We start from the raw sequence: 22,659 nt of genomic DNA, 5'->3' as shown, positions 1-22,659 counted from the left end.
GTGTCTCTTGAGTTCAGAGGGCCGTTGCAACAGCGACAGCTCATTCGGTGCATGGCCGCTAATTTTGGTCGCTATTAATTCCTGTGTTCGGGGATCTGCCAGTTATTATTAGCCAATGACTTTGCCAGCTTGCCCCAAATGCACCAGCGAGTTCACCTACGAACTCCCACCCATGATCGTCTGCCCCGAGTGTGCACACGAGTGGAACCCAAGCACTGATTCACATGACGAGGCCACGACGCCTTCCAACTCAGTTATTAAGGACAGCGTGGGCAATGAGCTTGCCGACGGTGACTCCATTACGATTACCCAAACTGTGAAGGTCAAAGGCGCTCAGCAGGCGCTGAAGTCTGGCACAAAAGTGCGTAATATCCGGCTCAATTTCGATGCTGGGACGGGCCTTGAAGACCACAACATCGATTGCAAGATCGATGGTTTCGGCGCGATGACGTTGAAGCCAGCTGTCGTAAAGAAGTCTTAAAATCTCAGATTCGGTGCCGCTTGAGAAGCGTTTTATTCCAATTTGGATAAGATCCACTGCAGCGCTCGGACCCCCAAATTAGGGTAAAACCGGGAGCCGTTACATCTCCCCATCAGCGGCACTTCTGACAGTGATGGTCACCCCTTGGTTCGAACAGGCTCCCGCCCCTCGAAAATCATTCACGGGGCACGCTACTCCTCCAGCTCCACCGTGAACCGCCCTGGGCTCAAACCATAGGAAAACTGTAGATTGTCCGTTTTAATGACACTGCCCTTGGAAAATACTAAACATTCGAATGGATGTACATAGCAAAACCCACCGCAACCAGTTGTTTTTTAACAAAAATTTCACATTTAAAATTGCCTTCGAACACATCCCCGAACCAATATTTATATTTGATACTTATCGAACTTTGTTGATTAATCACATAATCTCACAGCACTGCCCCTGGTGGGACAAATCACGGGGTTTCATGCACAATAAATCCTGGCGAACGGATCACAATCGCTTGATCATTCGCTGAGAGCACGTTTGTAATCACCGGCAATAAGCGGGGGATCATTGATGCAGTTACTCCGGAACGGCCTCATGCAGGCGACCGATTCAGCGTTAAGCTTTGGCGTGGCTAGCGTGTATTGGGGGAACGCTGCTAACCGCGGTGGCCAAGGCTTATTCGCTGATTGGCACGTCTCGGGGTCAAGGACTGCATCAATTGCTCGGGCACAGCCTGCGAAGACCAAGGAGGCCCGAGAAGTGGTTGCGGCCGGGACCGCCTATTCAGCGGATACACGTTGGGGGCTATTTCGTGTATCGCCAGCGTGCTCTCGGAAAGCGCTTTCGGGGGCGCTTTCCAGAAGGCGACAGGATTCCGGCCCACAGGGGGTTTAAAGCAATCAATGCACCGCATCGATTGCTCGGGCCGGAATCCGGCTGATTTAGAAAATTCCATAGCGTTTGGTTCGCGAGAGCGCCCCAGATCTCACCACGGTGTTGGTCTGGGGCGCTTTCGCGTATACCCGGGGTTCCGCAGGAACTGAAATATTTTCTTTTCTTGGGAACCCTGAACCAAACCACAAAGTCTAACCACATTGTGAGACCACTACTCCGCTAATGACCAAGGCCACGCGGTTGTGAAAGAAAAGGGGAATTCGATGAGCTGGAACCGAATAGGCTTGGCGACGACGGTGCTAACCGGCGTCCTGGTTGCCGGGTGCAGCCCAAATGGTGCTTCCACTGACGCACAAGATGAATTAAGCCATGATTCAGATAAGACTGCAGACACCGGGTCTGCGGCACGAGAGGATTCAGCTCAGAACTCTTCAGAACAGAACGTGGAGTTCGCTGACTGGGTACCAGAGCGCGGTCCCACCGACCGGCTTGCCCCAGGCTTCGAATTATTCAACCTCTGCGACGAAGCACCCGATGAGGTGTGGGAGAAAGCCGGGCTGCATTTTCACCCGGACCATTCAGAGACGCGTGAGTATGGATCATTTAACGTCTGCTCGCTTGGACGATCGGCAGACAAAAACGAATCACACCATAGGGGTGAAGCAGGGAGTATAACTATCACGGTCGATAACCATTCGAAGACAGATATCGGAGAAAGAGGTGAACTCATCGATATGCCATTGGAATCGGTACTACCTGATGTTCATTTCCGAGAATTAATTCATAGTAATGAGTGCACCGCTGGCATCGAAACAGTTGAGGGCCGAATTGACATCGGTGATCACGGCAAATTCCGAGGATTATCGATGCAAGAAAGCTGCGCACTTGCCCTAAATTACTTAGAAAAAATCGTCCTTAAATAAACTTGAACTGGGGGATGCACTATGGGACTCAATATTTCAATCGATTCGCTGTCGACTAGTCAGGAAAAGTTAAAGAACTTGTCTAAGTTGGCATTCTACGCAAGTCAAGATTCTGGGCGTTCACAACTATCGACAGCCTTTTCACAGATCCCTGGCCTCGGTTTCCTCGCCGCAGAACACGGAAGGACGCTTGCAGGCAATCCAGGTTCTGCGGTAGACGAATTCAACGCGCTAGAGCAAAAAATTGCTTGGGCCGCTAACAATCTGCACAATTTGGCAGATGCTGTCTATGAGCAAGACGAATTTCTTTCAAGCAGCTTAACCCACATGTACTCCGGCCGGCCCGGCGGACATATCAACTTCTTCACTGCAGCTGAGCCATCCGCCAAATCAGCCCCGGTGGGAATCAATAGTCCAGCCATCGGCCGCGTACCAGATATCAATCTCCTGGCCAGCTATTTCTCATCTACAGTTGATTCTGCTGCGCATCATGACGCCGACCTCTGGCAAAAACTTGGCGATACGGCTTCCGAGATTTCTGATGGGTTAGAAGAGGTAGCTACAGAGCTCGAGGCCAACAACTATGGAGAATCCATTTCTGCCGGAGCAGAAAAACTCCGCGGCTTCGCAGAAACTGGTCGCATCCTCAACGCCAACTCCCACATCATGAAGGGAACCATCGACAACCTGGCCAATGCCATTGAGACCACGCGAAAAACCACTACAATTGTGCAAACCACGGTGAATCTGAAACAAGCATCGGCAGATGGTAAAGCGATCGAAGAAGCGTACTTAAACCTATTCCCTGCCCAATTCAGTGCCGCGCTACAACCAGCCGTCCCCCGTTTGCTTGGTCTGAGCATTCCACATCTCGAAGCAAGCGGCGGCGAAAACGAAGCGATCGCACCAGAAGTTGCAGGTTCTACTGCAGAACAAGCGCGCAATGCAGTACAACTTCCCAGTGAAGTCCAGCAAGTTGTGGCGGATTACGGACCAAACCAGGCAACATTTGCCGCAGCAGATGACGGTGCAGCTCAGCTTTCCAACGTTGGCGAATCCAATGCCCACACCAATGCTGCTGCCACCGCCAATCCCGCGGTTACCAATGGACCTGCAACCGGTGCTGGTTCCCACACAGCAGCCACGAATCCAGTAAATGCCCAGCACGCAGGAGCGCCTTCTCCTGGACACGGCCCCACGGCTTCACCAGGACTCAATCGTTTTGACGGCGCACCAAGCACAATGCCAGCAAACAATTCCCCGAATGCTGGTGCATCTCGTGTTTTAGGTGCCGGAAACACTTCTGCCCCAACTACTACGGGAGCTGCCGGACACAACCCATCCGCTGTCGGTGGTGTGGGTGCGGCAAACACAAACCTCGGCGGACAAGGGATACAGGGTATTGGAAACGGCGCCACCGGCAACGGTGTAAGTCGTGGAGGCGGTCATTCTGGTACGCCACTAGGTGCCGGTTCACGCGGTATAAACGCACCAGGACTACCTCAAACCGGTGCTATCGGAACTAACCACGGTGACTCTTTCAGTGCCCGCCCTATTGGTTCGGGCGGCACTGTTCCTTATGCTGGCGGTGCTGGAGGATCCGGTGGAGCCGGACATCCCGGAGCATCCGGCACGCCAGGAGCACACAATGGTCACAACGCGCATGGTGGCCTAGGCGCAAACAGCGGTTCTCATGGATCCAATAATGGGGCTGGAAACCACGGCAGCTCCGGCAACGGATCTGGCAACCACAGCGGGCATAATCCACACGGAAATTCTGCTTCCGGCAATGGTAGTTCCCAGTCAGGGCACTCTTCGCGCTCTAACTCCGGGCACATGGGGCGCGGAATGATGCCGATGATGGGTGGTGCTGGGCAACCGCAATCCGGTTCCGGAAACAACTCCACACAAGGCCGGGCCAAAGCTGTCACCACCGCGGTCGAGCGCGAAGGCAACCAAAAAGCATTGCTTGGTGAACGTCGTCCGGTAGTACCCGGTGTCATTGGTGCCTGGGTGCGCGACTAACCAACAGTCTTGTGCACACCAGTTCACTCACACCTAGGTCCCCTTAATTCGGGAAACTAGGTAATCCGTTGGGTACAGCAGGTAACTGTTATCTGTGACATCAGAAATCGTATGAATCTCTTCTTCAACGCTGACGTGCAGGCGCGGTGAAATACCCCGCTTATCAGAAGCGAAAAGTGTCAACGCCGCGCCTGCCATCGTGGCCATTCCCTCTGCCAGATCATCGCCATAGGTCACCGGGCGAAACAACGCCATATCTGGCTGTGGGACGGCGAATAAAATCCCCGCACTGAAATCTTCACCGGGGATAAAACGCTGCACACACCAATCCAGAAATATCGGAGCAGACGACCAGTGCGGGCTCGAGCAACGCAGCACATAGGCATATTCCCCACCAGGCCCACTGCGCCGACGTTGTACGTCTACCTCGGCATTATCTAAAGCCTGGAAAAGATTCCGCCGAGCAATACCCAAAATCGTGGGAATATCATCATCAATCTCACGTACGACGTGTGCTGGCAACCGCAGGTAACTACCCGCATTACCAACCACCAGATACCGCGCCAGGTCGAAACTAAAACTTCCCCATTCACCACCACGCTTGGCATCCAGGTGTAGATACGCCCCACGATAAAGTTCAGACAGACTCAGCCCACGCGCCACCGTATCGGTCTCGGTGCGAATAATATTCGACACAAAAACATCCACGGTTGCCTGCACAGGCGCACCGGCCGATATCTTTTCTAGCAAGGGCGCTAAATCCCTGCTCGTTTCATGGCCTTCCCGCCACCGCAGGTGAATCTTACGCCCAGTAGTCTGCATCGCTATCCCGGCGACCCCGAGAGTCGTCTCCAGCTCTGCTTCCAGGTCCTTTGCTTGCCCAGCGGGCAATCCCCAGTGCTTTCTACCGCGGGCAGAGGTGAGTTTTGGCTTCGGGTTTAACCTTTTCGGCCACATATGTCCTCGCGGGTGCTACCAGTTTTTGATGGTGGCAATTAAGTATCCCGACGCGGGTGATCGTTGCCGAAGCCACGATCGTCACCGAAGCCGGGTTCGCCATTGTCATCGCCATCGACTTCATCAATATCGGCCGGGGTATCCGGCAGCTCAAAATCATCCGGCAATGGTGGCAATTCGCCAGATTCCCATACGCCACCACCTGATTCGATCGCCGCTTGTGGGTCAAAACCGCCTTTAATCAGTTGGTTCATAATGTGCGTATTAGGCGCGATCTCAATTTGTTGGCTGCCGGGAGTCCAATTGGAAATCGTGGTGATCTCCCCGTCGTCGTAAACGTGTACCAATGGTGACACCGTGGATTCTGCACTATCCGCAATTTGAGCAGCCACCGGCGCCATACGGGAAATACCTTCCAGCAAGTCCGTGCCCTCGGTCACCGAACGGACCAGCAACAGGTGCCGGGTAGGCATGGAAAACAACAAACCATTGGTAGTATCGATCTCTGGGGCCCACATATCGATAAATTCCTCGAGCAACAACGGCGCCGAGCCAAGATAGTGCGAACTCGATTCAAACGTCCACGCCGACGCGCCAGGCGATTCCACGGGGCCGTTATGAAACTGCACGTCAATGTCAGTATTGCGTAATTCCTCACGCAGGTTCGTCCGCGCGGCACGCTCCAATGCATCGACATCATCGATCTCAGCCAACTTTTCTAACGCAATCGTCTGAATGGAAGATGCGGTATCCAGCGCAATCGTTGCGGAAGTGTCATTGGTGAAATCAAACAGCGTGGCCGCGTCAATGACCTTTTGCTCTTCTGCGCTCAAATCCCGCGTCGAGACCAAACGCAGGCGCAACCGCGAATACAACGACGCGGTATCCAGCTGTTCCATGTAGGTATCGTCGTCTAATCCAGTCATAAACGATGCCGCCAAATTCGGGATTGCTTTCGGGTGTTGTGAGCTTGCAACTTGGCGCACCAAATCATCCAGGCGCACCGACATCCGCCCCCGTCGCGGGTGTTCAATGGTCGCTGCCATGCCGTCGAAGCGAATCGACGCGCCCTCAGCTGCCAACTGGCGACGCAGCGACGAGCGCAACTGATCGGCATCTTTCCGGCTCAAGCTAGGAAACGACAGGTCCGGCTGCCGCAACAGGCGGTTTTGGCGATAGCGTCGGAACATCATGTACCTAGTGTAACGGCATCTAGGATTCCAGGCGTTCGAGCACGTGTTGCTGCGCGGTATTCAGCAAGTTGCGCAGCGCAACGACGGCGTCGTCACGCTGTTTCTTGCGTAGCAATTCGATGATTTCCTCGTTTCGGGAAATGAATGGTTCGTGAATATCGCGCTGTGCCAGCGACAAAAAGGCGATGCGTGCTTGGGCAATCACCGGGCGAATATCTTCCACTAGCCGGGGTACCCCTGCTAGTGCTACCAATTCCAAATGCACTTGTGCGTTAAGGCTGCCGACAACATGCCAATCATCATGTTCGGCAGCCCGGCGCGCTTCAGTAATAATCATGTCCAGGCTGGACAGGTCGATGGCATCCAAATCGGATTCTGCGACCGCGGCGCATTCGACAATCCGGCGGTAGGTGTATATTTCGCTGATTGCTTCGGCCGTCAGGGTGCGCACGAATACTCCCCGGTTGGGAATGTGTACGACAAGCCCGTCATTAGCCAGAAAGCGAAAAGCCTCACGCAAGGAATTCCGGGAACAATCCAGCTGTTGAGCAAGGCGGGTTTCGGGCAAACGTTGGCCGGGGCGGAGATCCCCGCGCGTGATGCGCTGAGTAATCTCGCGCGCCAAAGAATCAGCGATCATGCATAGTAATTTTATCGACTTTACTGGCGCTAGCAAACTGGTGCTAGCACCTTACTGTGCTGGTATTCCCGCATTCGGTGAGGGCCGGAACAAGATCGCATACCGACGCACCGACGCCACATATACTACTTTCGTGAGTTAACACACAGTTATGCTATCGTTGTTCAACAATCATCAACAACGCTGATCTATGCCACACAAATCCACCTCCGAAGAGCAAGGATCCAGACATGTCACCATCAAGCAACGCTGGCACCGCAGCAGCCGGTTCCGGCTCGCAGCGGGGTGCTAACGCACCTCAGCCAAACCTGAAACAGGCAGCAGCGACCGCATCCACGCGCAGCATCCTGATGGGTGCGATTTTCTTGATGGCTACCTCTGCCATCGGCCCGGGTTTTCTGACCCAAACAGCCGTGTTTACCAACCAGCTCGCCGCCGCGTTTGGGTTCGCGATTCTGGTCTCGATCATCATTGACATCGCAGTACAGATGAACGTCTGGCGCGTTATCGGCATTTCCGGCCTCCGCGCCCAAGAACTCGGCAACGTCGTATTCCCAGGTCTTGGCTACCTGCTTACCGCACTGATCGGCATCGGTGGCTTCGTGTTTAACATCGGCAATATCGCCGGTGGCGGGCTGGGGCTGAACGCTTTGCTGGGCATTGATGCCAAGATCGGCGGCTTGATCACCGCAGGCCTGGCCATCATCATTTTCTCTATCCAGCGCCTGGGTGCCGCCCTGGACAAAATCCTGGTGGTTCTCGGCGTCGTCATGTTTGCGCTGACCATCTACGTCGCCTTCGTCTCCCAACCACCAGTTGGCGAAGCTCTAACCCAAACTGTCTGGCCAGAAACCGTCGACTGGGTCGTAGTCACCACCCTGGTCGGTGGAACCGTCGGTGGCTATATCACCTACGCCGGTGCACATCGGATGCTTGATTCCGGCACCACCGGCCCGGAAAATGTCAAGGCTGTCACCCGCGCATCGGTGACCGCCATTGTGCTTACCGGCGTCATGCGTTTCGTGCTTTTCCTGGCCATCCTGGGCGTAGTCGCAGGTGGCATCGCGCTGAACATCGACGACAACCCAGCAGCAGAGGCCTTCCAGGCCGCCGCGGGTGATTTCGGAATGCGCGCATTCGGCGCCGTACTCTTCGCTGCGGCGTTGTCCTCAGTCATCGGCGCGTCGTATACCTCGGCGACGTTTATCATCCCGAAGAAAGATCACCTGCGTAAAGCGCAGAACATTGTCACTATCGTCTTCATCGTGGCATCAGCTACCACCTTCGCTTTCGTCGATTCCGCCCCTGCTGCACTGCTAGTATTCGCCGGCGCATTCAACGGACTCGTGCTTCCGGTTGGCTTCACGATGATCATCTACGTCGCTGTGTTCCGCCAGAAAGACCTGTTGTTCGGATACAACTACCCACGCTGGCTGATCGGACTGGGCATGATCGGCGTGGTTATCGCCTGGTTCCTTGCCATTCGCTCATTCGGCGGCGTCTGGGACTTCGTGTTCTAGACATTCACTGATCGCTGCGCCTGGTACGTAACGGCCGCAACAGCACCCCAAAAACAGCAATACACAGCAATACACTGTCAGGAGATGACAACGATGGCTCATGCATCCGACACCACCGGACTGCACATCGACCTCAACAGCGACCTCGGCGAAAGCTTCGGCAACTGGACCATGGGCAACGACAATGCCGTACTGGATCTGGTCAGCTCCGCCAATATCGCCTGCGGCTTCCACGCCGGTGACCCCAAGGTATTACTCGATACCGTCAAAGCCGCCCACGAGCGTGACGTCCGCATCGGCGCGCACATCGGCTACCGGGATCTCCCCGGCTTCGGCCGCCGCTTCATCGATTACAACGCCGAAGAGCTACTAGCAGAAACCATCTACCAACTCGGCGCTATCAAAGCCGCAGCCGCCGTCGTCGGCGCGAAAGTCAGCTACGTCAAACCACACGGCGCGCTCTATAACCGCATGGCCACCGACAGCTACCAGGCAGAGGCCGTCATCGGCGGAATACTGGCCGTCGACCCACAGCTCAAACTCATGGCCATGTCCGGCACCCCGGTCGTCGGTGAAGCTCGCGCGGCCGGGCTCGAGGTCATCGAAGAAACCTTCGCCGATCGCGCTTACACCGACGAAGGCCGCCTGGTTCCCAGAAAACAACCAGGTGCAGTGCATGACGACGTCGACACCGTCGTCAACCAAGCCCTTGCCATTGCCACCGGGCAGCCTTTCCAGTCTGTCAACGGCAACCCAGTCCAGGTTGCGGGCCAATCTATTTGCGTCCACGGCGACAACGCCAAAGCCCTGGAAATCGTCGAAGCTATCATCGCAGCGCTGAAAAAGGAGGGAATCACCATATGCTGATCCCCTATGGCGACCGCGGTTTGTTGATCGATTTCAGCGACCACGATGATCCTCTCGGCCAGGTACTCGCTTACCAGGCACAACTGGAACGCGACAACCTCGACGCGGTCGTTGATCTGATTCCTGCAGCACACACGCTGCTCATCGCATTCGACCGCAACCCCAACGAAATCACGCTGCCCGAACTCGATAGCGCGGCGTCGACAAGCGAAACTGGTGCTGCACACACCATCGAGGTCACCTACGACGGCGCGGATTTAGACGAACTTGCCGACGACCTGGGCCTCACCCCGGCTGAGCTCATCAAAGCGCACACAGAAACCACCTGGACAGCCGCCTTCGCCGGGTTCGCACCAGGTTTTTTATACTTGCGCCCAGACCAAGAAAGCCCACATGCCCAGGTGTTTGCCGATATCTCTCGCCGAAGCCAACCACGAACCTCCATTCCGGCCGGCTCTGTAGGGCTGGCGGGAGGCTTTTCCGCCGTGTACCCACAAAGTTCACCGGGCGGCTGGCAGTTAATCGGTTCTACCGAAGAGCGCATGTGGGATTTAGACCGCGACCAGCCAGCTCTGCTACAACCCGGAGATACCGTGCGATTCCAGGAGAAAACATGCTAAAGGTGCTAGAAACCGGACCACAGGCAACTTTTCAGGATCTCGGGCGCAGTGGATATTCCGGATTGGGTGTCGGCCCTTCCGGCGCATTTGACCGTGGTGCTGCCCGGCGTGCCAACCGCATGCTCGGTAACGATGACAACGCTGCCGTCGTCGAGATCCTGTTCGGCGGCTTTCAGGTCACCGCTCAACAGGCGGTACGCATCGTGTTTACTGGCACAGATGCAGATGTCTTCGTCGACAAGCGGCGGATGCGTACCAACACGGTTCTTGATATTCGAAAAGGCCAGACCGTGCGATTGGACGTCGGTAACGGGCTGCGCGCTTATTTAGCGGTCGCCGGTGGCTTTGCGGTCGAACCGGTGCTGGGTTCAGTCGCCACAGATACGCTTTCTGGCATCGGTCCTGCCCCCATCGAACCTGGCGCAAACTTGCCGACGAATACTAGCACCGTCACCCCTGCCCTACCGCAAATCAAGCACCTACCCGCTCAGTTCGTGCCGCAGGCACGCGAGGTCCTCGAGGTGGTGCTTGGGCCGCGCCAGGATTGGTTCGCAGATGCCGCCGAGCTGTTTAACCAGGATTTCCGGGTCTCGTCTGACTCCGACCGGATCGGTGTGAATCTTGAGGCAACTCGACCACTGCAGCGGGCCCACGACGGTGAGCTGGCTTCCGAGGGAGCGCTGCGCGGCGCCCTGCAGGTTCCACCCAGTGGGCACCCGGTGGCCTTCGGTGCTGATCACCCAATCACCGGAGGCTACCCAGTCATTGGGGTGTTGACCAGCGAGTCCGTCGACAAGATGGCACAATTAAGCCCCGGCACGATCGTGACGTTCCGGGGTATAAAGTAGCGCCAGCTGGCGGGTTACACACTAGCGCCAGCTGGCGGGTTACACACTAGCGCCAGCCAGCCAGCACGCTTATTTCTCGTCTGGTTTCGTTAACAGCTTTTCCCAAACATCGGTATCGCGCCATTCCCCGGCGCGCTCACCGTAGGTCATTTTCGCCATGTGACTAAACGTTCCAACCTTCTCGTAGCCACGAGATTCATGCAACTTCGCAGAACCCTCATTTTCCGGGAAAATCCACGCGTGAATGGCCCACTTGTGCAGGTCCTCTGCCACCTCAATCAGCTTATCTAACAGCGCTCCGGACACACCGCGCCCCTGCGCATCCGGGTGCAGATAGATGGAATCTTCCAACACACCGTGGAACGCCGGACGGTGGCTAGCAGGCGCGCCAGAAACCCATCCCAAAATTTTGGAATCGTTGTCTTTTTCCACGGCCACGAAGACGGTTTCCATGACCTTCAAACGAGTGAATTGCTCCCAGGTTGGCGCTTCTGTCTCGTAAGTAGCATGGCCGGTCTCAAGGCCGAGTTCGTAGATTTCGCGCACCTGTGGGTAATCGTCTGGCCGGATGGGGCGCAGGTTGAAGTCATCGGACATTGCTGTTGGTCCTTCCGTAGCTGTGTCGAATTCACTGAAAAGTCGAGTTCACTAAATAGATTGGTACGACTCGCAGCAATGCGTGAAGTACATTTCGCCTTTATCAGCCGCCCAGTTTACACCCGGTTTTATGCACCCGGTTTTACTAGCGTTTCTTTTTGCGCACCCCTCCCGGCGCGTTCCCGCGTGGCCGCGCTCCCTTTCCTGCGTGCTTCGGTTTGTTGCCTTTATGCATAGCATTTTTATGCTTGCCGACGCTTTTCTGCCCGCCTTTGTGCCGCGTCTCTTTGACCGCCCGATGCCGCGTTGATCCGGATTTGCGCCCTTTCGCGATCCCAACGAAATCTTGAATCGCATCCCCGTCCGCGGAGACTTTCCACACCAAGGCGATCTCGGACTGCGGCACGGCAGTCTTTTCCCCGGAGTGCTCCCCTGCTTCTGGTACATACTCGCCGTGGTACGGCAGCACGCTGATCTGGTTTTTCGACAGCATCTTCAGCAACGGCAGCGGCCCAATCGCCACCCCCACATTGGCGGCCACTACTTGCAGAGCTTCCCGGAGCTTGTCGACGTTGATCGGGCCCTGCTTTTCTGCCACGAAGTTAATGATCTCGCCGTCGATGTCCGCCGGGCCGACGGCCTCGCCGACTTCCGCGAACACGCTATCTTTCGGCACCGCGATCCCGCATTGTTCGGTATAAAGCTTGACGACGTGCAACTGGTGCCCGATTGCCGCTTCGTCGACACGCGAATCCGGTAGGCGCATCAGCGCCAGCTCGGCAGGACCGGCATCATCTGCACCGGCAGCGCCCGCGCCGTCGGCAAGCGCTGCGAAAGGATCATCTGCGGCCGCCGCGTCGAGGCCGTGCGGTGTATCGCGTTGGAATCGCTGGAACCATTTGCCTGGTTCTGTGCCGGTGGCGAATGCGAGGTGCAACATGACGGCAATGCTACCGCGCCTGGCATATAGTAAAAGAACTCACACAATCTTGACGCTGACAATATCAGCTCTGGCAATGCCGACGCTGACACACTGGTCTGCAACTAACTAAAAAGAAGGACACTGCCCATGGAGTTTAAAGCTATTGCCGAATGGACGTTATTCGAAGAAGCGCCCATCCCCGATGACGTCTATCCGCTACTGACCGCTGGTGAGCATGCCCACGTCGCTTTCAAGACCTTCCGCGACAGCGCCATTTTCACCAACAAGCGACTAATCGTTCGGGATTCACAAGGACTACGGGGCAAGAAGGTAGAAATGTATTCGCTGCCCTATTCTGCAATCAATATGTGGTCAACAGAAAATGCTGGCAGCCTGGATTTCAACGCCGAGATTGAGCTGTGGACCCGCGCCGGACACATCAAGATCAAGATCGGCCGTAAGCTGGATGTACGCGCGATCGATAAACTCATTGGCGACTGCGTGCTGGGCTAGGCGCTTGGGTGTCTTCATGGTTGCTGGGTTGATCTGTCCCCAGTGTTGTAGTGTGCAGGTGTGAACGAAAGCAATAACTCGGAAGCAAGCGCTAACCACAACAACACCACCGAGGCCGCCGATACCCCTGATGTTACGGTCCGCGGTGCCGATGCTGCCGCCCCATCCAGCACAGCCATGAAACCGCAGACTGCGGCGAAAAAGCTCGGCATCCACCTGCCAGCCTGCCCGCCGGAATTCCGCAACGGCGGCATCAGCCATGCGCAGCTGCGCTCATTGCAGCACGAGCCACCGCAGTGGCTGCAGCAGTTACGTTTAGAAGGCCCGCACCCGCGTGCTGAAGTCGCCCGCAAGCTCGGCATTTCCGTCAATGCGGTAAAAACTCACTTGGATAAGGCGCTGACCACGGCAGAAATCAAGGAACTACTACAAGATCAGCCGGAATGGTTATCCAAAGCCCGCACCCAGCTGGCGGAATCTCGCAGGGAAAACGCAAAGCCGGGAAACGACGCTGATTCTAACGTATAACTAGCTGGTTCTGGCGTGCTGACTAGCGAGCGCGCTCCCACAAGGCCTGATTAATCGGGGCTGGATCAGGCGCTGCAACCGCTTGCCGACGCCCGGCATCAGTGCGCCACGCGGTTACACGAGTCCAGCCATGCAATGAGCTACCCACCCAGGCTGGTGTTTGCAAAGCTTCTGCCAAGCTCAACACCCCGCGGTGGACCTGCCAGTCGGCCTCTTGCAGGACGCTGACGCTACTGTGGGCTGTCACCGATGCCAGGACTTGGGCTTGTTCCGGTGGCAGCAGGGCAATTTTGTCCGGTGCCGTGTCCTGAGTTTTCTCTTGCAGTTCCGGTTGCCTACCCGATTTCCAATCCGGAAAGAACATGATCGCGGCATTCGCTGCCTCCAGCACCTTCCCGTTGCGGTGCAACACCGCATCGTCGGCCCCGACGGTGCGAGCGCGTTCACGCAATTGCTGCAGGTAGTCGTGATCAGGGCCTTTGACCCGTGGGTGCATGCGTTGATCCTGTTCAGCCGGGATATACAACTCCGTGGTGCTTCGTAATACAGGTGGGTGCCGCAATTGCCATCGAAGCGCACCGCGTGCATCGGCTTCTATTTTCGGGAAATATGTGCCATCACTGGGCAGTTCATCGCGCACCCGCAGCAGGAACGCTTCGATATCCCACTGGTCTAATCCGGCCTCGCGCGCGCCAAGGCTGAACCGGTGTTCGTGGGCTTCACGGCCAACCACGCGGCCATCTTTAATGAGGTAAGAATCCAGGATCTTCATCGCCTGCCCGATTATGCCAGAGTCTCCATCTCGCCTACGCACTCAGCGGAACTGCTAAGCCCCGACGTTTTACGAAGCGCGTTCGGGCAGCTGCGTGCCGTCGGCAAGATGCTCGGCCAGGCCGTCTTGAATCAGCGTTGCCGACAGCCACGAGGCATTCAGGTACCAGCCATCATTGTCCACTTCAACAGCGTGGTCTTTGTGTACCGCACCCAGGCTTCCCCACAGAGAGGTTTCCGTGGGATTTGGGCTGCCGGGTACTACGCCGTAGAAGATCCAGTCAGCGTCGGCGAGTCCGAGTTCTTCGGCAGAAATATCGTGGCTGGATTTATCCGTGAATTGCTGGCTATCCGGCCGCTGTAATCCGGCATCTGCAGCGACAATTCCTGCCATGGATTCGACACCGAAAATATTGAAGGAATCATTTTTCGGGCGTAACAGAGAAATCGTGCCGACGCCATCGTCGATTGCGGCATCCAATGCATCTGCACGCTTCTCGTAGTTCTTCATAAACTTGTCGTATTCTTCGGTTTTGTCGAGCGCGTCGGCAAGAATCTTGAAATCACCTTTCCAATTTTCACCGCCGCCTTTACCCAATGTCACGGGTGCGAGTTGCTCTAGTTTTTTCACAATCTCGGAATCCGTGCGCTCGTTAGCGAAGATATGCGTTGGCTTCAGTGCTGCGATGGCTTCAATATCCGGATTCGCGCGTTCACCAACGACTTCGATTCCGTCCAGGTCAACCTCATCACCATATTCTTCGTGCACAAATTCCGGGATCGCCTCTGCATTTTTAGCGACGGCGACACCTACCGGAACCACTCCAAGCTGCAGGGCATTTTCCAGTTGTCCCGTATTCAGGACAACCACGCGTTCCTCGCTGGCAGCATCCGCTGAGTTGCTTTCGGGCTCAGATTGCTCAGTAGCACATGCTGTCAGTGCGGCCAGCATTCCAACACCAGCCAGTGCCGCGCAGGCTTGTCGAATACGCAAAAATCTCACGAGTTTCTCCTAGTTCGAGCACCATAGCGCAGGAAATCTGCCAATTAGCGTGGTGCAGCCAACAAAACTCGCCTATATTAACACAGCCTAACCTGAATTGGCTATGTGCGTAGCCACCCGAACAATGGCCGGGCCTTCACTTGGGTCTCAGTGTATTCGTCCTCCGGGTCAGACAAGGACACGATCGCTCCGCCCACGCCATAAGTCACCTGTCTGCCCTCAAAAATCAGGGTGCGAATTGTCATGGACAAATCCACTGCCCCATGAAATGAAAAATAACCAAAGGCACCGGAGTATGCACCGCGGTGGCTGCCTTCCAGCCGGTCAATGATGTCAAGCGTGCGTTTTTTCGGCGCGCCGGTCATCGAACCCGCGGGAAACAGCGCACGCACGGCCGCAACTGGGCTGACCGCGCCCAACCGCGCCGACACCGTACTCACGAGCTGGTGCACGCTCGGAAATGATTCCACATCCCACAATTTCGGCACCTCCACGCTGCCGGGCACCGCAACGGCGTTCATATCGTGGCGCACCAGATCCACAATCATCAGATTTTCCGCGCGGTCTTTTTCAGCCTTCTGGAGGCTCTCGCGCAACGCCGTATCTTCAACATCACTCGCTCCCCGCGGGCGGGTCCCTTTAATCGGTTTGCTGGTAACCACACCACCTGCGATGCGCACGAAACACTCCGGGCTTGTCGACGCCAACCCAAAATCAGCAAATTCCAGCAACCCTGCTCGCGGCGACGCATGGTTGGCCCGCAAATACGCGAACGCGTCTTTCGGGTGATGCCCGGCAGCTGGCATAGTCAGCCGGTTGGTCAAACAAATTTCATAAGACTCACCGGCTGCAATGAGTTCCTGGGACTGCGCAATCAAATCTAGGTATTCCGCACGCGAATGTAGTTGCTGCGCGACGCCTTGTGGTGCGCCTTGCTGCTCAGTAGCCAGGGAGTGCTCCGGACCAGGAACAGAGACGCCAGCGTCTGCAGTCTTGAACACCTGAGCTTCTTGTAATCCTGCAACCATGGCATCCACCCACGCCTGTTGTACAGCAGCCGTTTCTGCATTCTCACACAGCGCCACCACATGGCACTGGCCGTCGACAAGAATGAGCGCCCGATCCGCCAACAACAGCTGCGCATCCCAAAAATCCTCACGCGCATGGGGAGCAGAATAGCCGCAATCCGCCTTGAGCTCGTAGCCCAAATAGCCCACTAGCCCCAAGCTAAATTCGCACCCAGGCACCGGTGGTTGCACCGCGGAATAGTGCTGCATCAGGCGCTCGATTGTAGCGAACACGGACTCGCGGTGTAGTGCAGGGCTTTCCTGTTCCCCCGCATCGCCAAGGCGAGAGATTTCGACTTCCCCGCGCGCAACAGAAGCTTTGATATGCCGAGCAAGCGGGCCAGAATCATCCCCCATACAGAGTGCCCCGGAACCGTCTTCGATCCACCAGCGCTGCCCATGCAAATGCTCATAGGCACGCATCGGGTCGGTGGCCAGCGCTTCTGCCGGAAAAGCTCGGGAAATCAGCCAGGGCTTGATGCCATGCTCATTCGATTCGGCGAAATCAGCACACTCTGTATCTCTATCTGTATCTGTGTCTGTATCGCACCTCACATCATCGAAATACGTGCGCTCACAACCCGTGCTCTCGCAACCAGCACTACCGCCAGGAAAACTATCCCGCGCAGCAAGCTGCAAGAAATTACGCACGATGCCCATGCCATGCGCATCAGCAATGGATTCTGGATGGAACTGCACGCCCCACCACGGCTTGTGCTTGTGCTCCAAACCCATCACTAATTTATCCGCGTCCGCGGTACGCGCGGTGACACGAAAACAGTCCGGGACGAGATTGTTAACGTCGTCGGCCACCACCAGCGAGTGATAACGCACCGCCTGATAATCCACGTCAATACCGGAAAACAACCCGGTACCATCGTGCGTAATCCGACTCCGGCGACCATGAAACGGCTCGGGTGCACCTACCACCGAGCCGCCTTCCACCCAGGCCATGGCTTGCTGGCCTAAACACACCCCCAACACCGGCAACCCAACGTGTAACGCGGCTGCGGAATGCCCCAGATCAGACGGGTTTTCCGGTGTTCCCGGCCCCGGCGAAATAATCACTGCACCGAAGCCGGCCTGACGCACGAAAGCGGCGAAATCTAGCCCGCCGAGATCAGCGTCATTGGCAATAACCACAACCTCCTGGCCGGCCATGCGCACATAACTAGCCAGGTTATTGGTAAACGAGTCGTGGTTATCAACCAGGACTACCTTCAATTACTAAACCAGCTTCCAGTCTTCCAGGCCCTCATACAGTGGGAAGTCCTGGGTGAGCTTCTCAACGCGGCTACGCAGCTGTGCGACATCTTTGCCCAGCAATGCCTGGGCAATAACGTCAGCGGTTTCTTCAAATGCCTTCTCGTCGAAACCACGGGTGGCCAACGCCGAGGCACCAATGCGCAGACCAGAAGTCACCATTGGTGGACGCGGATCGTTCGGCACCGCGTTGCGGTTGACGGTGATGCCTACCTCGTGCAGGCGGTCTTCTGCCTGCTGGCCGTCTAGTTCCGAGTTACGCAGGTCAGCCAAGACCAAGTGGGTATCAGTACCACCGGTGAGCACGGAAATACCAGAATCCAAGCAATCCTGCGCCGTCAGGCGCTCCGCCAAGATGCGCGCTCCGTCGATGGTGCGCTGCTGGCGCTCGCGGAATTCTTCAGTAGCAGCAACTTTGAAAGACACTGCCTTCGCAGCCACAGCATGCATCAATGGGCCGCCCTGCTGGCCCGGGAATACAGCGGAGTTGATCTGCTTAGCATAGTCCTGCTTCGCCAAAATCAGACCAGAACGTGGGCCGCCCAAGGTCTTGTGCACGGTGGAAGAGACGATATCGGAGTGTGGAACTGGCGATGGGTACAGATCCGCAGCCACCAGACCAGCGAAGTGCGCCATATCAGTCCACAGATAAGCGCCCACCTCATCGGCGATGGAGCGGAAGGCTTCGAAATCCAAACGACGCGAATACGCCGACCAGCCAGCGATGATCACCTGTGGCTTTTCTGCCAGAGCCTGCTCGCGGACCTTGTCCATATCGATGCGGTGGGTTTCTGGATCCACCTCGTATGCAGCAACCTCATACAGCTTGCCGGAGAAGTTCAGCTTCATACCGTGGGTGAGGTGGCCACCGTGTGCCAGGGACAAGCCCATGATCTTGTCACCTGGCTTGATCAGCGATGCCAATACCGCAGCGTTGGCCTGTGCACCGGAGTGTGGCTGCACGTTAGCGAATTCCGCTCCGAACAGTTCCTTGGCGCGCTGACGTGCAAGATCTTCAATAACATCGACGTGCTCGCAACCGCCGTAGTAGCGACGACCCGGGTAGCCCTCAGCGTACTTGTTGGTCAGTACCGAACCTTGTGCCTGCAACACCGCGCGTGGCACGAAGTTTTCCGAGGCAATCATTTCCAAGGTTCCACGTTGACGGGAGATTTCTCCGTCGATGGCAGCAGCTACCTCTGGGTCAAACTCAGACAGCGGGGATTCAAACATCAAAGCGGGCCTTTCTGCACGCAGGTGGCGATTATGATGCTTATAACAATAACACCAAGCAGCAATGAGACAATACCTACTATGACTACCAGCCCCTACCTGGATTTTTCCCGCGAACACTGGCGTAACCTGCGTAAATCCGTTCCCCAATTATTGACGGAAGATGAGGTCGCCGAACTTGCCGGGATCGGGGAAAATATCGACCTCGACGAAGTCGCCGACGTCTACCTGCCACTGGCTGGTCTGCTGCATTTCCAGATCGAAGCCCACCGCCGGGTCAACGATGCCGCCCAGCAGTTTTTGGGGCATCCACCAGAAAAGGTGCCGTTTATCATCGCAGTCGCGGGGTCAGTAGCCGTCGGCAAGTCCACTACCGCCCGCCTGCTGCAGGTGTTGTTGCAAAAGTGGGATAAACACCAGCGCGTTGACCTCGTGCCCACCGACGGTTTCTTGTTGCCCACCGCAGAATTGAAGAAGCGTGGGTTGATGAAGCGCAAGGGATTCCCAGAATCCTATGACCAGCGTGGGTTATTGCGTTTTGTCACAGAGGTGAAATCCGGCGCACCTGAGGCCCATGCACCGGTATATTCCCACACCGCCTATGACATTTTGCCTGGTGAAGTCCAGCGCATCCGCCAACCAGACATATTGATCATTGAGGGCCTGAACGTGTTGCAAACCGGGCGCACGCTCATGGTTTCGGACCTTGTGGATTTTTCCGTCTATGTCGACGCTCATATCGACGATATCGAGAGCTGGTACATCGAGAGATTCTTAAAACTGCGACGCACTGCATTCCGGGAGCCCGGCGCACATTTTGCCCACTTCGCGGATTTAGACGAAGCTGCCGCACGCGGCGAAGCCCGCGAGATCTGGCAGTCCATCAACCTGCCCAACCTGGTGGAAAATATCTTGCCGACGCGCGTGCGGGCGTCGTTGGTCCTACGAAAAAACCAGGATCACCTGGTAGAAAAGGTGCGGCTACGCAAACTATAACCGCCGCACCTGTGTGCGGGAATCTACCCGCGTGGTTGCCTATTTACCGAATCGTCGTGAACGCTGCGAGAATTCGCGCAGTGCGCGGAAGAAATCAATTTTGCGAAACGCGGGCCAGTAAGTATCGGTAAACCAGATTTCCGAGTACGCTGCCTGCCACAGCAAAAAACCCGACAACCGCTGCTCACCCGAAGTTCGGATCACCAAATCCGGATCGGGCAAACCTTTGGTGTACAAGTGGCGCGAAATAGATTCCGCGGTAACGGCCTCTGCGATTTCGTCGGCAGATAGCCCCTTGTTCGCCTCGGCGCGTATCAGTTTTTGTACAGCATCCACGATTTCTTGTCGGCCACCATAGCCCACGGCCACGTTGACGATCACACCTGTGTTGTCCCGGGTCGTTGCCGCTGCTTGCTCCATGCGCTGGGCCACCTCGTCTGGCAACAGATCCAAATGGCCCACCAAGCGAACCTGACAATCTGGTTCCCCCTGTGCAAGCTGCACCACAACGTCAGTGATGATGTCGAAAAGCAGATTTAGCTCTTCTGGGGCACGCCGCAGGTTTTCCGTGGACAACAAATAGCAGGTAACAACCTCGACTTCGGTCTCTGCACACCATGAGACTAATTCGGCGATCTTGTGTGCACCACGACGGTGCCCCTGACTGATATCGGTAAACCCGGCTTCGCGCGCCCAGCGCCGGTTTCCATCGGCCATGATCGCGACGTGTTTCGGCTGTGGGCGTCCTTTCAGGCCACGACGAATGCGTGCTTCATAAATTGGATAGACCAATTCCCGCAGTTTCATCTCTACCGCCGATCGTGCACGCCGGCTTCGCGCATTGCAGCCTCAACAGCCTCGACGTCAAAAGGATCCAAACCATGATCTTCCGCAAACGCGCGCCGACGGCGGAACTTCGACTGGCGACGGTGAAAAGACCAGCCCAAAACCATAATCGCGACCGCTAAGGACACGATAACCAGCAAACCGATCGGCGAGGCTTTGCCAAACTCTGGCCCCATCGGGCCTTCGTGCACCTGGTTTTGTGCCCAGTAAAATACCTCATCGGCGGTGTAGGCGACGTGCGTTACTGAGGCATGCAACGTCGACGGCAGTGACTGCAGTGAAATCTGCATCAGTCGGTCCCCTCCAAACCGGCGAATAAATCAGTCTCCGGCAACTCGGTTGCTACCCTGCTGCGCGCCAGTTCATATTCTTCAGTGGGCCAGAGTTCCTGTTGGGTGGACACATCAGTAGCCATGAACGCACCCGCAGGATCGATTTGGGTGGCGTGTGCGCGCAACGCAGCCTCACGGTGCGAGAAATAGTCGCTGCACTCCACCTGCGTGGTCACACGCGACATGATATCCGCCAAGTGCGGATCCCAACGTTCCATCATCGGACCATACGGCGAGGACTTCCCCTGTGCCAACAGCCGGTTATGGAACATTTCCATGCGCTGGTACACGAAGCCGTGGCTGTAATACAGCTTCAGTGGTTCCCAGGCAGGAACTTCCGGAAGAAACTCTGGATCACCAGCGCGCTCCCACGCGATCATGCTGATCTCATGGACCTTCAAGTGATCCGGATGCGGGTAGCCGCCGTTTTCGTCATACGTCATGATGACGTGCGGCTTGAACTCACGAATGATTTCAATCAGCTCGGTGGCGACCTTCATGCTGTCCTCACGAGCAAAACAGCCGTCGGGAAGCGGCGGCATCGGGTCCCCCTGCGGCAGGCCTGAATCCACATAGCCCATCCACTTGTGCTGCACCCCCAATGCACGCACTGACTCGGCCATTTCTTCATGGCGCACAGCCTGTATGTTTTCTTTCACCCCGGGCTTATCCATTGCCGGGTTGATAATATCGCCGCGCTCACCACCCGTGCAGGTGACAATCATGACCTCGTGACCATTGTGCGCATACATCGCGGTCGTCGCTGCGCCTTTTGATGCCTCGTCATCGGGGTGGGCATGGATAGACAGCAACCGGTAGCTCACATCGGTCCTTTCGCACAGTCGCTAGATATTTGCTCGAACTGATTATATTACCTAATTGTACTGGCCGATACACCTGCCTTAAGATGCGAAGAATGAGCACTCGCAAGCGCGCACGGTACGGTTCACGTGGCTCCACAGGCCCGAATGGCTCGAAGGGCTCAATTGGCTCTACTACTTCCGGGAACAACCTCACCGGCAAAATTCTCGTGGCCCTTGTAGTGCTGATGCTGGCAATCGGTTCCTGGGGGCTATTCCGGTTATTTAATGCCGACACACCCGCCGCCGAAATCACGCTTTTAAGCCAGGAATACCCCGATGATGACACGCTGCGGGTATGGGTAGATATCACCCGCGATGACCCGGAAGTACCTGCGTATTGCATCGTCCAAGCGTTTAACTATGAAAAGGCCGAGGTGGGTCGTGTAGAAATCCCCATGGCCCCCGGTGAGAAACGCACTGAACGCCTCAGCGTCGATGTACCGGTACGCGCAGGCGAAAAAGCCGTGGCGGGTGGTGTCTATGGTTGTTCCGGCACTATCCCAGCCCATCTGAAACTCGGTGACTAGCTCGTTACTAGATAGCGATTAGCTAGTGCGGAGACACCCTACCGTAATTCATCGCACGCACCGAGTACGTCGAGAAGGCTTTGCACGGAGACTACGCAGAGAATGGTGCGGGCAGAATATCTGAAGCCCTGGGCAAAATTACACGGGCATATGCGTTAAGATCTAGGCAGAATCGTCGCAACGCAGCGAGTGCAAACACCAGAATTTTTGCACAACCATTTGCGCAACCAGAAGAA

23 protein-coding genes are annotated in these 22,659 nt (G+C 56.2%); 11 read left to right on the top strand and 12 right to left on the bottom strand.

Features of this window, described 5'->3' with window-relative positions; translation table 11 throughout:
• Positions 1–115 precede the first annotated feature (115 nt).
• The 3 genes from B142_RS0102300 to B142_RS0102285 all read left to right on the top strand — a co-directional run bounded on the left by B142_RS0102300 (position 116) and on the right by B142_RS0102285 (position 4,317).
• Positions 116–481 (top strand): zinc ribbon domain-containing protein YjdM, encoded by a 366-nt coding sequence (locus tag B142_RS0102300; protein WP_026167764.1) that lies wholly within the window; start codon positions 116–118, stop codon positions 479–481.
• A 1,151-nt stretch (positions 482–1,632) separates the two neighbouring features.
• Positions 1,633–2,292 carry a DUF3558 domain-containing protein gene (locus B142_RS0102290; RefSeq protein WP_018119929.1) on the top strand — a complete coding sequence of 220 codons (660 nt, stop codon included), beginning with the start codon at positions 1,633–1,635 and terminating at the stop codon, positions 2,290–2,292.
• A gap of 78 nt (positions 2,293–2,370) precedes the next feature.
• The gene (locus tag B142_RS0102285) at positions 2,371–4,317 is read left to right on the top strand and encodes a hypothetical protein (protein ID WP_155860913.1); all 1,947 of its coding nucleotides are present in this window, start codon (positions 2,371–2,373) and stop codon (positions 4,315–4,317) included.
• Between the two features lie 33 nt (positions 4,318–4,350).
• Here B142_RS0102285 and B142_RS0102280 read toward each other — a convergent pair whose 3' ends face one another.
• Genes B142_RS0102280 through B142_RS0102270 form a run of 3 tightly spaced genes read right to left on the bottom strand, consistent with a single transcriptional unit; the run spans position 4,351 to position 7,107 of the window.
• Complete coding sequence (locus B142_RS0102280; protein ID WP_155860912.1) at positions 4,351–5,274, bottom strand: hypothetical protein; 924 nt, start codon at positions 5,272–5,274, stop codon at positions 4,351–4,353.
• 38 nt (positions 5,275–5,312) lie between these two features.
• The gene (locus tag B142_RS0102275) at positions 5,313–6,467 is read right to left on the bottom strand and encodes a hypothetical protein (protein ID WP_018119926.1); all 1,155 of its coding nucleotides are present in this window, start codon (positions 6,465–6,467) and stop codon (positions 5,313–5,315) included.
• 19 nt (positions 6,468–6,486) lie between these two features.
• A complete protein-coding gene (locus B142_RS0102270) occupies positions 6,487–7,107 on the bottom strand; it encodes a GntR family transcriptional regulator (RefSeq protein WP_018119925.1) in 621 nt (206 codons plus the stop codon).
• A 230-nt stretch (positions 7,108–7,337) separates the two neighbouring features.
• Here B142_RS0102270 and B142_RS0102265 point away from each other — a divergent pair, with 230 nt between their 5' ends.
• The 4 genes from B142_RS0102265 to B142_RS0102250 all read left to right on the top strand — a co-directional run bounded on the left by B142_RS0102265 (position 7,338) and on the right by B142_RS0102250 (position 10,962).
• Positions 7,338–8,627 (top strand): NRAMP family divalent metal transporter, encoded by a 1,290-nt coding sequence (locus tag B142_RS0102265; protein ID WP_018119924.1) that lies wholly within the window; start codon positions 7,338–7,340, stop codon positions 8,625–8,627.
• A gap of 93 nt (positions 8,628–8,720) precedes the next feature.
• Positions 8,721–9,494, top strand: a complete 774-nt coding sequence (locus tag B142_RS0102260) for a 5-oxoprolinase subunit PxpA (protein ID WP_018119923.1) — start codon at positions 8,721–8,723, stop codon at positions 9,492–9,494.
• Positions 9,488–10,114, top strand: a complete 627-nt coding sequence (locus tag B142_RS0102255; protein WP_018119922.1) for a 5-oxoprolinase subunit B family protein — start codon at positions 9,488–9,490, stop codon at positions 10,112–10,114. The genes B142_RS0102260 and B142_RS0102255 overlap by 7 nt, the downstream gene beginning before the upstream one ends.
• Positions 10,108–10,962 (top strand): 5-oxoprolinase subunit C family protein, encoded by an 855-nt coding sequence (locus B142_RS0102250; protein ID WP_018119921.1) that lies wholly within the window; start codon positions 10,108–10,110, stop codon positions 10,960–10,962. The genes B142_RS0102255 and B142_RS0102250 overlap by 7 nt, the downstream gene beginning before the upstream one ends.
• A 69-nt stretch (positions 10,963–11,031) precedes the next feature.
• On the opposite strand, the gene B142_RS0102245 is transcribed toward B142_RS0102250, so the two are convergent.
• Both B142_RS0102245 and B142_RS0102240 read right to left on the bottom strand, forming a co-directional pair.
• On the bottom strand, positions 11,032–11,559 hold the full coding sequence (locus B142_RS0102245; RefSeq protein WP_018119920.1) for a GNAT family N-acetyltransferase: 528 nt from the start codon (positions 11,557–11,559) through the stop codon (positions 11,032–11,034).
• Between the two features lie 145 nt (positions 11,560–11,704).
• Positions 11,705–12,499, bottom strand: coding sequence for a type 2 periplasmic-binding domain-containing protein (locus B142_RS0102240; protein ID WP_018119919.1), 795 nt, complete (start codon positions 12,497–12,499; stop codon positions 11,705–11,707).
• Positions 12,500–12,628: 129 nt separating this feature from the next.
• Here B142_RS0102240 and B142_RS0102235 point away from each other — a divergent pair, with 129 nt between their 5' ends.
• Entirely contained in the window at positions 12,629–12,994 is a 366-nt protein-coding gene (locus B142_RS0102235; RefSeq protein ID WP_018119918.1) for a PH domain-containing protein, read from the top strand.
• Between the two features lie 177 nt (positions 12,995–13,171).
• Complete coding sequence (locus tag B142_RS11610) at positions 13,172–13,522, top strand: DUF5997 family protein (protein ID WP_039733647.1); 351 nt, start codon at positions 13,172–13,174, stop codon at positions 13,520–13,522.
• 22 nt (positions 13,523–13,544) lie between these two features.
• On the opposite strand, the gene B142_RS0102225 is transcribed toward B142_RS11610, so the two are convergent.
• The 4 genes from B142_RS0102225 to glyA form a co-directional block, all read right to left on the bottom strand.
• The gene (locus B142_RS0102225) at positions 13,545–14,336 is read right to left on the bottom strand and encodes an aminotransferase class IV (protein ID WP_144736693.1); all 792 of its coding nucleotides are present in this window, start codon (positions 14,334–14,336) and stop codon (positions 13,545–13,547) included.
• A 27-nt stretch (positions 14,337–14,363) separates the two neighbouring features.
• Complete coding sequence (locus B142_RS0102220) at positions 14,364–15,296, bottom strand: ABC transporter substrate-binding protein (protein ID WP_018119915.1); 933 nt, start codon at positions 15,294–15,296, stop codon at positions 14,364–14,366.
• Positions 15,297–15,397: 101 nt separating this feature from the next.
• Positions 15,398–17,587, bottom strand: coding sequence for a chorismate-binding protein (locus B142_RS11605; protein ID WP_018119914.1), 2,190 nt, complete (start codon positions 17,585–17,587; stop codon positions 15,398–15,400).
• A 3-nt stretch (positions 17,588–17,590) separates the two neighbouring features.
• The gene (gene glyA, locus B142_RS0102210) at positions 17,591–18,859 is read right to left on the bottom strand and encodes a serine hydroxymethyltransferase (protein WP_018119913.1); all 1,269 of its coding nucleotides are present in this window, start codon (positions 18,857–18,859) and stop codon (positions 17,591–17,593) included.
• 81 nt (positions 18,860–18,940) lie between these two features.
• Between glyA and coaA the strand changes: the two genes are divergently transcribed.
• The gene (gene coaA / locus B142_RS0102205; RefSeq protein ID WP_018119912.1) at positions 18,941–19,855 is read left to right on the top strand and encodes a type I pantothenate kinase; all 915 of its coding nucleotides are present in this window, start codon (positions 18,941–18,943) and stop codon (positions 19,853–19,855) included.
• Between the two features lie 39 nt (positions 19,856–19,894).
• Here coaA and B142_RS0102200 read toward each other — a convergent pair whose 3' ends face one another.
• The 3 genes from B142_RS0102200 to mca are packed head-to-tail and all read right to left on the bottom strand — an operon-like array spanning position 19,895 to position 21,857.
• The gene (locus tag B142_RS0102200) at positions 19,895–20,662 is read right to left on the bottom strand and encodes an isoprenyl transferase (protein ID WP_018119911.1); all 768 of its coding nucleotides are present in this window, start codon (positions 20,660–20,662) and stop codon (positions 19,895–19,897) included.
• 2 nt (positions 20,663–20,664) lie between these two features.
• The gene (locus B142_RS0102195; RefSeq protein WP_018119910.1) at positions 20,665–20,991 is read right to left on the bottom strand and encodes a hypothetical protein; all 327 of its coding nucleotides are present in this window, start codon (positions 20,989–20,991) and stop codon (positions 20,665–20,667) included.
• The gene (gene mca / locus B142_RS0102190) at positions 20,991–21,857 is read right to left on the bottom strand and encodes a mycothiol conjugate amidase Mca (RefSeq protein WP_018119909.1); all 867 of its coding nucleotides are present in this window, start codon (positions 21,855–21,857) and stop codon (positions 20,991–20,993) included. Before mca ends, B142_RS0102195 begins: the two co-directional genes overlap by 1 nt.
• 92 nt (positions 21,858–21,949) lie before the next feature.
• Between mca and B142_RS0102185 the strand changes: the two genes are divergently transcribed.
• Complete coding sequence (locus B142_RS0102185; RefSeq protein WP_018119908.1) at positions 21,950–22,423, top strand: DUF4307 domain-containing protein; 474 nt, start codon at positions 21,950–21,952, stop codon at positions 22,421–22,423.
• Positions 22,424–22,659 lie beyond the last annotated feature (236 nt).

The organism is Corynebacterium propinquum DSM 44285 (assembly GCF_000375525.1).
GTDB lineage: Bacteria > Actinomycetota > Actinomycetes > Mycobacteriales > Mycobacteriaceae > Corynebacterium > Corynebacterium propinquum.
Note: the sequence above shows the minus strand (reverse complement) of the source record. Positions and strands in the feature narration are given on the sequence as shown.